Origin of the sequence: Nocardiopsis halotolerans DSM 44410, assembly GCF_000341065.1 — a bacterium.
In the GTDB taxonomy this organism is placed as follows: domain Bacteria; phylum Actinomycetota; class Actinomycetes; order Streptosporangiales; family Streptosporangiaceae; genus Nocardiopsis; species Nocardiopsis halotolerans.
Genome location: NZ_ANAX01000205.1, coordinates 1 through 12,277, shown reverse-complemented (window position 1 = coordinate 12,277; position 12,277 = coordinate 1). Strand labels below are relative to the sequence as shown.

At 73.2% G+C, this 12,277-nt stretch carries 9 protein-coding genes; 5 read left to right on the top strand and 4 right to left on the bottom strand.

The features are described 5' to 3' along the window. On the bottom strand, positions 1-2,341 hold a 2,341-nt coding region (locus tag D455_RS35910), incomplete at its 3' end, for an AfsR/SARP family transcriptional regulator (RefSeq protein WP_152487076.1). 156 nt (positions 2,342-2,497) lie between these two features. Here D455_RS35910 and D455_RS0115730 point away from each other — a divergent pair. After that, a complete protein-coding gene (locus D455_RS0115730) occupies positions 2,498-3,559 on the top strand; it encodes an alkene reductase (RefSeq protein ID WP_017571670.1) in 1,062 nt (353 codons plus the stop codon). A gap of 532 nt (positions 3,560-4,091) precedes the next feature. Next, complete coding sequence (leuA, locus tag D455_RS0115725; RefSeq protein WP_026122669.1) at positions 4,092-5,762, top strand: 2-isopropylmalate synthase; 1,671 nt, start codon at positions 4,092-4,094, stop codon at positions 5,760-5,762. A 52-nt stretch (positions 5,763-5,814) separates the two neighbouring features. Here leuA and D455_RS0115720 read toward each other — a convergent pair whose 3' ends face one another. Then, positions 5,815-6,525 (bottom strand): DUF2625 domain-containing protein, encoded by a 711-nt coding sequence (locus tag D455_RS0115720; RefSeq protein WP_017571667.1) that lies wholly within the window; start codon positions 6,523-6,525, stop codon positions 5,815-5,817. Between the two features lie 46 nt (positions 6,526-6,571). Beyond that, on the bottom strand, positions 6,572-7,021 hold the full coding sequence (locus D455_RS0115715; protein WP_017571666.1) for a GNAT family N-acetyltransferase: 450 nt from the start codon (positions 7,019-7,021) through the stop codon (positions 6,572-6,574). Positions 7,022-8,063: 1,042 nt separating this feature from the next. On the opposite strand from D455_RS0115715, the gene D455_RS35425 reads away from it, so the two are divergent. Beyond that, positions 8,064-9,338 carry a TerD family protein gene (locus tag D455_RS35425; protein ID WP_241480263.1) on the top strand — a complete coding sequence of 425 codons (1,275 nt, stop codon included), beginning with the start codon at positions 8,064-8,066 and terminating at the stop codon, positions 9,336-9,338. A 231-nt stretch (positions 9,339-9,569) separates the two neighbouring features. Here the strand turns inward: D455_RS35425 and D455_RS0115705 are convergent, their stop codons facing one another. Continuing rightward, positions 9,570-10,484, bottom strand: coding sequence for a CAP domain-containing protein (locus D455_RS0115705; RefSeq protein WP_017571665.1), 915 nt, complete (start codon positions 10,482-10,484; stop codon positions 9,570-9,572). Positions 10,485-10,829: 345 nt separating this feature from the next. On the opposite strand from D455_RS0115705, the gene recO reads away from it, so the two are divergent. Continuing rightward, positions 10,830-11,561, top strand: coding sequence for a DNA repair protein RecO (gene recO, locus D455_RS0115700; protein ID WP_017571664.1), 732 nt, complete (start codon positions 10,830-10,832; stop codon positions 11,559-11,561). Then, positions 11,558-12,277: isoprenyl transferase (locus tag D455_RS0115695; RefSeq protein WP_017571663.1), on the top strand; the 720-nt coding region annotated here is incomplete at its 3' end. The genes recO and D455_RS0115695, both read left to right, overlap by 4 nt.

Genomic DNA, 12,277 nt, shown 5'->3' with positions numbered 1-12,277 from the left:
GGTCGGCGAGCCGGATCGCCTCCTCCGCCGACCGGGTCCCCCCGGGGCCGGGTCCGTCCGCGAACTCCAGGGCCGCGTGCCACAGCAGCGCGGTGGCGCGGTCCCCGTCCGAGGCCCCGCCCCCGGCGGACAGGGCGAGCGACAGCAGCCGGTGCCCCTCGCGGTAGCGCCCGCGCAGGTACCAGTACCAGCCCAGGGAACCGGTGATGCGCAGGGCCGGGTCCGCGTGCCCGTGCTCAGCGGCCCACTCGGCGGCGGCCCGCGTGTTGGCCATCTCCTGGTCGAGCTGCTCGAAGCGGGGCAGACCGGTCTCGCTCCGGGAAGCGGCCCCCACCGTCTCGTCCGCGACGTGGAGCGCGTGCCGGTACAGGGTCGGCTCCGCCTCACCGGCCTCGTCGAGCCTGTCCCGGGCGAAGGCGCGGATCGTCTCCAGCATCCGGTAGCGGGTGCCGCGGCGGTCCTGCTCGGCGACGACCAGGGAGCGGTCCACCAGTCGGGCGAGCAGACCGGCGACCTCGGCGCGGGGCACCCCCGGTCCGGTGGCCACCGCCTCCGCGGCGGCCAGGGTGAACGTTCCGGCCTGCACGGCAAGGCGCCGCAGCACCGCCCGCTCGGCCGCGGACAGGGGCTGCCAGCTCCAGTCCACCACCGCGTGCAGGGTGCGCTGGCGCTGATGGACGCCCGCGCCCGAGGACCCCAGGACCCGGAAACGGTCGTCCAGGCGCACGGCCAACTCGTGCACACCCAGGGAACGCACCCGGGCGGCGGCCAGCTCCAGGGCCAGGGGGAGCCCGTCCAGGCGGCGGCAGACCGAGGCCACCGCCTCGGCGTTGTCGGCGTCCACCGCGAACCCGGGCACGGAGGCCGACACCCGCCGCGTGAACAGCTCCACCGCGCTCGACCCGGCCAACCCCGCGGACGTGGCGTCGCGCGGTACGCCCAGAGGCCGCACCTGGTGCAGCCGCTCCCCGGGCACGCCCAGCGGTTCGCGGCTGGTGGCCAGTACACGCAGCCCCGGCACGCACCGCAGCAACCGCGTGACCACCTCCGAGACCGGGGCGACCACGTGCTCGCAGTTGTCGAGGACGAGCAGCACCGGGCCGGGTCCCAGGGACTCGGCGACCCGGTCGGAGCAGGGCCGGGGGCCGGGCCGGTTCCCCGTGTGCTCCTCGTCGCGGACGCCCATGGCGACGGCGATGTCGTCGGCCACGTCCTCGGCGCGGGCGGAGGGTTCCCGGCCCGCCAGTTCCACGAACCACACGTCGCCGAACCGGGGATCACCGCAGGCCACGGAGGCCAGCGCGAGCGTGGTCTTGCCGACCCCGCCCGGACCGAACAGGGTGACCAGCCGGTTCCGCTCCAGGTCGGCGCGGACCCGGGGAACGCACGCGTCGCGCCCGACCACGTCGGTGAGCGGTGCGGGCAGGTTGCCCGGAGGACGTATCGGGACGGTCGCCCACTCCCCGGCGGACGGGGTGTTCCCGGGGCTTCCCACCGTCTCCGTTGCCATGGTCGTCCCCGTCACCCCCGTCACCCCCGTCACCCCCGGCGACCCCGGTGGCCCCAGGCCCGGGCCCCGACCATCCTCGGCGGGGGAGTCCAGGGCGGGGGACTGGCGCAGGATGTCCTCGTACAGCCGGGCGATCTCGGGCCCGGGGTCCACCCCCAGCTCCTCGGCGAGCAGCGTGCGCAGACCCTGGTAGCTCTCCAACGCCTCGCTCTGGCGGCCGGACCGGTACAGCGCGAGCATGTGCGCGGCGCGCAGCCGCTCCCGTGCGGGGTGCCGCCGCACGTGCCCGTCCAGTTCGGGAACCAGGGCGGCGTCCTCCCCCAGCTCCAACCGGGCCCGCGCGCGCTCCTCCACGGCCACCAACCGCCGCTCCTCCCACCGGGCGACGGCCGCCCGCGCGAACGGGGCGTCGGCGTGCCCGGCCAGCGCCGGTCCGCGCCACAGATCCAGGGCCCGGCCCAGCAGTTCGGCCGCCTCCGCGGGCGCCGCGCCGCGCGCCCGGTCGGCCAGGGCCTCGAACCGACCCGCGTCCACCTGCTCGGGGCCGACCCGCAGCCGGTACCCCGAGGGCCCCGACTCCACCCGGCCCCGGTACCCGGCCTCGCCCCGCTCCAGGGCGCGGCGCAGCCGCGACACGGTCGTCTGGAGCGCCGCCGCGGGGTCGGGAGGCGGCGCGTCCCACAACTCCTCGCAGAGCCGGTCGGCCGTGACCGGTTCGCCCCGGTACACCAGCAGCACGGCCAGCAGGGACCGTACCTTGGCGCCCGGGACGCCGACGGGGGCGCCGCCGTCGGTCCACACGGCCAACTCTCCCAACACCCCGAATCGCATGCCCGAACCCTATCCGCGCCGCCCCGCCGCCCGATGGGATCCGGACCACGACAGTGGACGGACAGTACCCGGCAAGCGGCCGGACAGCGCACCCTCCTAACGTGAGGGCGTTCCCGAGGGCACGAGCCCTCCCGACCCACACACCACGGAGCCACCATGAGCGACCTGTTCGACCCCATCAGGATCGGCCGCATGGACCTTCCCAACCGCCTGTTCATGGCCCCGATGACGCGTTCGCGCTCCCATGGGGGCGTGCCGGGCGGCATCGTCGCCGAGTACTACGCCCAGCGCGCCACCGCGGGACTGATCATCACCGAGGGGACCCAGCCCAGCGTTCGCGGCCAGGGCTACACCGACACCCCGGGCCTGCACAGCGCCGAGCAGATCGAGGGCTGGAAGCGCGTCACGGACGCCGTCCACGAGCGCGGAGGCCACATCTTCGCGCAGATCATGCACTCGGGCCGCGTCGGCCACCCCAGCCTCTACCCCGACGGCGGCCTGCCGGTCGGCCCGTCCGCCATCTCCTCGGGCGCGTCCATGTACGACGGCAAGCAGGCGCTGCCGCACCCCGTACCGCGTGAGATGGACTCCTCCGACATCGCCGAGGCCCTGGACGACTTCGCCTCGGCCGCCCGGAACGCGGTCACCGCCGGTTTCGACGGCGTGGAGGTGCACGGCGCCAACGGTTACCTCATCGAGCAGTTCCTCTCCGACGGCAGCAACCAGCGCACCGACGAGTACGGCGGCAGCGCCGAGAACCGGGCCCGCTTCGCGGTGGAGGTCGTCGACGCCGTCGTCGACGCCATCGGCGCCGACCGCACCGGCCTGCGCGTCTCCCCGGAGAACACCTTCAACGGCATCAGCCAGAGCGACCCCCTGGAGCAGTACCTGGCCCTGCTCGACGGGCTGCGGCACCACTCCGGCCTGGCCTACCTGCACCTGACGGAGTCGGGTTCGGCCGAGTACACCCAGCGGCTGCGCAAGGAGTGGCGGGGCACCTTCGTCCTCAACACCGCTTCCGGCACAGACCTCGGCCCCGTCACCAGGGCCCTGGCCGAGGAGCGGGCCGACGCCGTGGCGGTGGGCGCGTCCTGGATCGCCAACCCCGACCTCCCGGCCCGCATCAGGGCGGGCGGCCCCTTCGCCACGGGTGACAGGGCCACGTACTACGGCGGTGACCACCGCGGGTACACCGACTACCCGGCCCTGGACGCCTGACCCCGGCCACTCCACGGCATGGCGGCGCCCCTTCCTCCAGTCCGGGGGGAGGGGCGTCTCGCGAGCGGGCACGCCGGACACGCGGAGAAACGCGAAATCCCGCCGACGGAACCGGCCCGGTCACCGGCGCGCTCTCTCACGCGGGCGGCGACGGCCTCGGGTGTTGGCCGCACCCTGGGTCCCGTCGGCGGGATCTGGAACAACCCCCCTAGCACTGAAGGGTTCACGGAAAATGCTACAGACCCTTCGGTGATCTCTCGAAATCGAGGTACCTGTAGTGGCGCGGCCGCCGGGCCCCGTCGCGCGTGTGACGGAGAACCCCAGCTCATGTGATGCGCGTCCCACCATGTGGACGTTGGGTACCAGTTCCGTCACACCGTCTGCTAGCGTGGCGATCACTATGCTGCACCAGCTGCTTCTCCTTAGTGGCCGCGGCGGGGGTCGTTAAAGAGGTCGACTCCCTCGCCGCGGGACTTCGGCTTGCCCTGGTCGACCATGACCACGCGCCAGAACCACACGAGGAGCCACCGAGATGGTGCCGCAGCAAAAGCCCAGCCCCATGCCCTTCCACCGCTACCAGCCCTTCGCGCCGGTCGACCTGCCCGACCGCACCTGGCCGTCGAAGAGCATCACCGAGGCACCGCGCTGGCTGTCCACGGACCTGCGCGACGGCAACCAGGCGCTGATCGAGCCGATGGACCCCGCCCGCAAGCACGAGATGTTCGCGCTGCTGGTCCGGATGGGCTACAAGGAGATCGAGGTCGGCTTCCCCTCCGCGAGCCAGACCGACTTCGACTTCGTCCGGTCCCTGATCGAAGAGGACCTGATCCCCGAGGACGTACAGATCTCGGTGCTGACCCAGGCCCGTGAGGACCTCATCGAACGCACCGTGCAGAGCCTGGTCGGCGCCCGGCGCGCCACCGTGCACCTGTACAACGCCACCGCGCCCACCTTCCGCCGCGTCGTCTTCCGCGTGGACCGCGAGGCCTGCAAGGACATCGCCGTCGAGGGCACCCGGCACGTCATGCGCTTCGCCGAGCAGTACCTGGGCGAGACCGAGTACTTCGGCTACGAGTACTCGCCCGAGATCTTCGTCGACACCGAACCGGACTTCGCCCTGGAGGTCTGCGAGGCCGTCATGGACGTCTGGCAGCCCGGCCCGGGCCGCGAGATCATCCTCAACCTGCCCGCGACCGTCGAGCGCTCCACGCCCAACGTCTACGCCGACCAGATCGAGTGGATGAGCCGCAACCTGTCCCGGCGCGAGCACGTGGTCCTGTCGGTACACCCGCACAACGACCGCGGCACCGGCGTGGCCTCGGCCGAGCTGGCCGTCATGGCCGGGGCCGACCGCGTCGAGGGCTGCCTGTTCGGGCACGGCGAGCGTACCGGCAACGTCTGCCTGGTCACCCTGGGCATGAACCTGTTCAGCCAGGGCGTGGACCCCCAGATCGACTTCTCCGACATCGACGAGATCCGTCGCACGGTCGAGCACTGCACCCAGCTGCCGGTCGCCCCGCGCCACCCCTACGGCGGCGACCTGGTCTACACGGCCTTCTCCGGCTCCCACCAGGACGCCATCAAGAAGGGCTTCGCCGCCCAGGAGGGGAACGTCGCGTGGGACGTGCCCTACCTGCCCATCGACCCCAAGGACGTGGGCCGCAACTACGAGGCCGTCATCCGGGTCAACAGCCAGTCCGGCAAGGGCGGCGTCTCCTACATCATGCAGCGCGACCACTCGCTGGACCTGCCGCGCCGCCTCCAGATCGAGTTCTCCCAGGTCATCCAGAAGTTCACCGACACCGAGGGCGGGGAGTTCCCGGCCGAGCGCATCTGGGAGATCTTCTCCGGGACCTACCTGTCCGAGAACGGGCCGGTCGCGGTGCTGGCGCACCGCTCCACCACCGACAGCGACGGCACGTACCGGATCGAGGCCGACGCCCGCGTCGACGGCGAGATCCGCGAGCTGACCGGTACCGGCAACGGCCCCATCTCCGCGTTCTGCGACGCCCTGGCCGACGTCGACGTCAAGGTCCGCGTCATGGACTACGTGGAGCACTCCATGGGCGGGGACGGGGACGCCCGGGCCGCCGCCTACGTGGAGGCCGAGATCGACGGTCGCGTGGTGTGGGGCGTGGGTATCCACAGCAGCATCACCACGGCCTCGCTCAAGGCCCTGTGCAGCGCCATCGCCCGCGTCTGACACCCACGCGCGGGCACCCGGGGGAGCGGCCGACCGGCCGCGCCCCCGGGCCTCAGAGCAGGCCGAACGGCCCGGGGTCGGGCAGCCCGAGGGTGGCGCAGAAGTCCCGGTGCATGCCGGTCAGCTCTGCCATCGGGACCGCCCTGCGCGAGGTCGCGGCCAGGTTCTCGTGCGCCTCGGCGGTCCACGGGAAGGGGTGGAGCGACAGCCCCCGCTCCGGATCCAGGGCCTCGGCCTCCTCGCGCCAGCCCGGCCAGCGCAGGTCCTGGTAGAAGCTCTTCAGGTGCCCCTCCAGCATCCACAGCATCCAGCCGGAGTAGGACACCTCCAACGGCTTCCACTCCAGGGAGTCGGGCGCGAAGTACACCACCTCGCCGGGTTTGCCGGGGTACCCCCCGTCCTCGGCGGCGGGCCCGTTGAGGGCGAACACCCCGCCCAGCACGTCGTGGGCGACCACCAGGCGGGGCGGCGGGCCGTACACCACCGCCGCGCTCAGGTCGTTGACCTCACCCAGCCCGGGCAGCTCCGCGCCGCCACCGCCGTGCACCCGCAGCCATCCGCCGTCGACGAGCAGGCCGCCGGACTCCAACGCCATCGCGCCCAGGAAGGACCGGGCGGTCACCTGGAGGCGGTGCAGGCAGGTCCGGCCGCGCTCGGGCTCCACGGGCAGCGCGCGTACCGACACCGTGCTCCGGGCCAGACGCTTGGACAGCGCCGGCCAGGCGGGCTCCTCCACCTCGGCCAGCTCACTCAGTTCACGCACAGGGGACCTTCCTTCGGGCCGCGTGGTGTCACGGCGCCGGACCACGTTACCGGGCGGCGCCGACGTACTTGCGGAAGCCGTCGGGGCACGGGGAGAAGCCGCAGGAGTGGTAGAACGCGTGTACGTGGGGATCGGGGGCGGCCAGCAGCTGGAGTTTGTAGCACCCGGCGTCGAGCGCGAGCCGTTCCGCGCGGCGCATCAGCAGACGGCCCACGCCGGTGCGCCGGTGCGCACGGGCGACCACGAGGTTCTCCACGAACATCACCGGCCGCCCCTCCCGGGCCAGCTGGGGCATCACCAGGCAGTCCACGGTCCCGACGACGCGACTCCCCACCTCGCAGACCAGCAGGGTCCGCCCCCGCTGCCGGGCGACCTCCGCCCAGACGCGCGCGGCCTCGGCCGGGCCCATCGGGGGATCGTCCGGGTTCGTCTCGCCGAGCAGGGACAGCACCGCGGTCAGGTCCCCGGCGGTGGCGGGGCGTGTCAGGGGGGTCACGGGCCCAGCCTGGCAGCTCCGGTTCCCCGACGACAGGGGTACCCACGAACACGGTCCGCGACGGCCGGGACAGGCCACGTAAAAGCCGTGGCGGCAGCGGTTTGCGGGGTGTCACCATGCCACACATGGTGTACAGCGAGATCGTCCGGCGGACCCTGCGCGTGCCCGAGCCGTCGGGCGAACCCGGCGACGGTACGGTCCAGACGCGGCGGCTCGACGCCGCACTGCTGTCCGCGGGCTTCACGCTCACCGGCGGACTACGCACCCACCTGGAAGGGCTCGCCCCCGACGCCGTGCTGCGCGAGGCCCGTCCCCTCCTGGGCGCGGTCCGGCGGCTCGTCGGCGCGGACGTCCGGCACAACGTCTACTTCCGCGACTTCCCCGACAACGTCCCCGACACCGTCGAGTTCTGGGCGCGGTGCCTGGCCGGGGCGCTCGGGGATCCGGGTGGTCCGGTCCACCTGACACTCCCGCTCGGGCGGATCAACCTGCTCGACCTGCCCGAGTACGGCCGCTACCAGCACACCTACGCCGAACTCGCCGCCGCGCGCGACGCGTTCGCGCCCGGTGCGAAGGACCGGCTCACCCTCCTCCACCTCGGCGGACCCCTGGACGAGGAGGTCCACGCACTCCACGCGGACCTGGCGGGCAGCCCGGTCCCGCTGGGCGGGGAGGACCGGACGCTCCTGGCCGTGCTCGCCGAGAGGTGCGCCGACCGGGAACCGCCGGAGGTCATCCCCGTGCGGGAGAACCGCGCCGTGGTCAACGCCGTACGCCTGCGGGCCGGACACGCTCCGCGCGTGGACACCGCCACCGACGTGCTGCGGCTCGCCCAGGCCCTGTCCGGCGGGGACCCCACCCTCGCCGAGCCCGCACGGCTGCGCTCTCTCCGCCGCCGCGAGCGGCGCGCACTGCTCGCCGCGCTGGACGGGATCATCGGGGCCANGCCGTCGCCCGCCACACCGAGGCGTGGAAGCGGCTGGGGGAGGGGCTGCACCCGCACGAGTACCCGGGATGGGAGCACGCCCGCGAGGTGTTCGCGGTGGCGCGCGGCGACCGCCGCGTACGCACCTTCGACGCCCGTGTGGAGGCGGCCTTCCTGGCGGGGGACGTGCCCGCCGCCGTCGACCTGCTGGCCACTGCGCCGGGCATGCTGGTACGCACCCTGGACCGGCTCCTGACGGCGGGCGGCGCCGGTACCGGGGAGCTGCTGGCCGCGCGCCTGCGCGGGGTCGGTGACCGCGTCTCCGGCCGCCTTCTGGCCTCCGCGCGCGAGCAGCTCGCCAACCGGGACGTCCCCGGCCTGGCGCGCCTGTTCGCCAACCAGTCCGCGCGCGGATGGTCGGTCCCCGACAGCCGTCCGCCGCTGCCCCGTGAGGAGGTGGCCGCCGTGGTGGCGGCCCTGGACGACCTGCTCGTCCGGCGCCTGCCGGTCCACGACCTGCTCCTGGTGGACCGTGCGGTGCGGTCGGTGGCCGTTCCGCGTTCGGGGAGGGGCACCGCGAAGGGCATGGGCGTGCTGCCGCGCGGCAGCCGCACCGAGGTGCAGGGCGACCGGCTGCGGTTCTTCGTGCACTGGACGCAGACGAGGGACGGGGTGACCGACCTGGACCTGTCGGTGACGCTGCTCGACCGCGACTTCGCCCCGATCGGTCAGGTGTCCTGGACCAACCTCAGGGAGGGCGGGATCGTCCACTCCGGCGACCTGGTGACGGCGCCCGCGCCGGACGGCGCCACCGAGATGATCGACCTGGACCTGTCCGCGCTCGACGATCGGGTGCGACACGTGGTGCCACAGGTGCTCGTGTACAGCGGTGACGGGTTCGGCGCCCTGCCGGAGGCGTTCTTCGGGTACATGACCCGGGACGGTGAGCAGGGCGGCATGCCCTTCGACCCGCGTACCGTGCGCGTGCGCTCGGACCTGGAGGGGGCGTCCCGGGTGCTGGTCCCGCTGGTGTTCAACCGAGGCGGCGACCGTCGGTGGGAGGCCCGCTGGACGCACCTGTTCCTGCGGGGGCGGCGGAACTTCAACCGCGTCGAGCACACGGGTGCGTCCGCCGGGCTGATGACCCGGGCCGTGGTCGAGCGCCGCCACCTCACGGTGGGGAGGCTGGTGGACCTGATGGAGCGCACCTGCGGTGAGGTGCGGGAGTACCGGGAGCCGCCCACCGCCGAGGAGGTGGCCGGACGCCGGGTGGCCTACCTGGGGCTGGAGCGTCCGGAGGGACTGCCCGAGGGGGTCGGGGTGACCACCCTGGCGGACCTGCCCTCCCTGCTGCCCGACCCCGGGGAGGTGGCGGCCGGGAAAACCCGGTGACCCCGGGGGAGGGGACGCGCTAACCTCGTCCCGCCGGGCGGCACCGCGGGGGCTTCCTTCCCGGGATTCGCACCCTTCCTTTTCGGAACTCAGTCCCCGCACTCTCCGCCCGGCCCAGAGGCACAGCGGCGGCTTCCTTCCGCCCTGTGAAGCCAGCCGTCGCGCTCTCCTCACACACGTGGAGCCGCCTCCCCGCCGGGGGAGACGGCTCCACGCACGTGTCCGTCCGGTCTACTCCCAGCCGAACATCTGCGTCCACGCGTTGCCGGACTCGCCGACGCCGATCGCGACCAGGCCGCAGTCGAGGATGTTCCTGCGGTGCCCGTCGCTGTTCATCCAGGCCTCCATCACCTGCTCGGCGCTGGTCTGCCCCATGGCGACGTTCTCCGCGCCCCAGGCGTGGTACCCGTGCTGGCGGGCCCGGTCCCCGGGGCCCTCGCCCTCGGGGCTCACGTGGGCCATGTAGTCGCGTCGGTTCATGTCCTCGCTGTGCTCCTGGGCGGCGGCGGTCAGCCGTTGGTCCACCCGCAGCGGGTCGCACCCCGCCTCGGCGCGCTCGTCGTTGACCAGGGTCACGACCTGGTCGGTCACCGCGCCGGAGGCGGGGCTGCCCTCCCCGCCCTCGTCGCGGTCGCCGCCACCGCCGTTCCCGTTGCCGCCGTTGCCGTTTCCGGCTCCGCCACCGGACCCGGTACCGCCACCGGCGTCGCCGGTACCGCTGTCACCGCCACCGCCACTGTTCCCGGTCGTGTCGTCGCCGGTCTCCTCGTCCCCGGAGGCCTCGGGGGCCTCGGGGCCGGAGGAGGCCTCCGCGCTCTGCGGTTCGGTGCCCTCGGAGGGCGTCGGCTCCCGTTCCGGCGTCGTGCTTGGCGACGCGAAGAAGTCGTCGTCCCCGGAGGCCTCGGGCGCGGGCGGGGTGTCGGTGACCGCGTCACCGATCTCACCCGTCTGCACCCGGTCACCCGCCGTGTTCTGGAAGAGACCGATGTCCGGGCCCACCCCGGTGGCCAGCAGCCCGCCCGCCAGCACCAGACCCACCGGAACCGCGGCCAGGGGCACCGCGAGCGGTACCGCGCGGCGCTGACGTCCGTCGCGGCGGTGTTCGCGGGCGCTCTTCCTGCGCCTGCCTCGACGACCACGCGCCATGTCGTTCTCCTCTGGGATGGGGTTCGTGGGGCACGCGGGGCCGGGCCGCCCCGCGGTCGGAGGGGAGCTCCCGTCTCCGGCCGGTCCTGCTCGTGCCCCGGTGCCGCACGGGTTCCTGGTGACACGTGCTCGGGGTGCGCGGCGGCTCCGGGAAGCGCCGCGAGGGAAGCGGCGGGCCCGACGCGGAGCACCGCGGGGCGCGTACCTCGGGCACACGCCTTAGCGCGTGAGAGTAGACCAAATGCCGCAAAAAGGGAAACCAAACTGTAATAAACCTGGTCGTGATGGGGCTGAAGGGACCAACCGTCCGCGTGGACGGTCCGCGGCATCCGCGAGAATGGGGATGTGAGTCTCTACCGCGACGAGGGTGTCGTCCTGCGCAACCAGAAGCTGGGCGAGGCCGACCGCATCATCACCCTCCTGACCCGGCGCACCGGCCTGGTCCGCGCCGTCGGCAAGGGGGTGCGCCGGACCAAGTCGCGCTTCGGCGCCCGGCTGGAGCCGTGCACCCACGTCGACCTCCAACTGCACACCGGCCGCACGCTGGACGTCATCACCCAGGCCGAGACCGTGCGCTCCTACGGCGAGGCGGTCGTGGCCGACTACTCCCGCTACACCGCCGCCACCGCGATACTGGAGACCGCCGAGAAGGTCGTCGCGGTGGAGAAGGACCCGGCGCTGCGCCAGTTCCTCCTGCTCATCGGCGCCCTGCGTACCCTGGGTGAGGGAAGCCACGACTCCCGGCTGGTCCTGGACGCCTACCTGCTGCGCTCGCTCGCCGTCGCCGGATACGCCCCCTCACTGGCCGAGTGCGCCCGCTGCGGCAGTCGGGGGGAGCACCGGGCGTTCGCGGTCCACGCCGGAGGTATGGTCTGCTCGGTGTGCCGTCCCCACGGCTCCGTGCACCCGTCCCCGGACACGCTCCGACTGATGTACGCCCTGCTCGGAGGTGACTGGGAGGGCGCGGACGCCAGCGAGGGCAGGCACCGCTCCGAGTGCAGCGGGTTGGTCGCGGCCTACCTTCAGTGGCACCTGGAAAACGGAATCCGATCACTGCGCCATGTGGAGCGTTCTTGAGTCTGTTCAGCTTCGACACCGGTAACCGGCGGGAGTACACCGCGCCCGTCCCGCACCCCAGCGGCGCGCGTCCCCCCGAACTCCCCGCCCCGCTGGTGCCCCGGCACGTGGCCGTGGTCATGGACGGCAACGGCCGCTGGGCCAAGGAACGCGGACTGGCGCGCACCGAGGGGCACAAGGCCGGTGAGTCCTCGCTCTTCGACGTGGTCGAGGGCGCCCTGGAGATGGGCGTCGCCAACCTGTCCGCCTACGCCTTCTCCACCGAGAACTGGAAGCGCTCACCCGACGAGGTGCGCTTCCTGATGGGCTTCAACCGCGACACCATCCGCAGGCGCCGCGACGAGCTGCACGCGCGCGGTGTCCGCGTCAGATGGGCCGGACGCACGGGACGGCTGTGGAAGAGCGTCATCAGGGAACTCCAGGACGCCGAGGAGATGACCAGGGACAACACCGCGCTCACCCTCCAGTTCTGTGTGAACTACGGCGGCCGGGCCGAGATCGTCGACGCCGCGCGGGAACTGGCCCGCAAGGCCGCGGCGGGGCGGATCTCCCCCGAGAAGATCACCGAGGACACCCTATCCCAGCACCTCTACGCCCCCGAGGTCCCGCCCGTGGACCTGTTCGTGCGCTCCTCGGGCGAGCAGCGCACGTCCAACTTCCTCCTGTGGCAGTCCGCCTACGCCGAGTTCGTGTTCCTGGACACGCTCTGGCCCGAC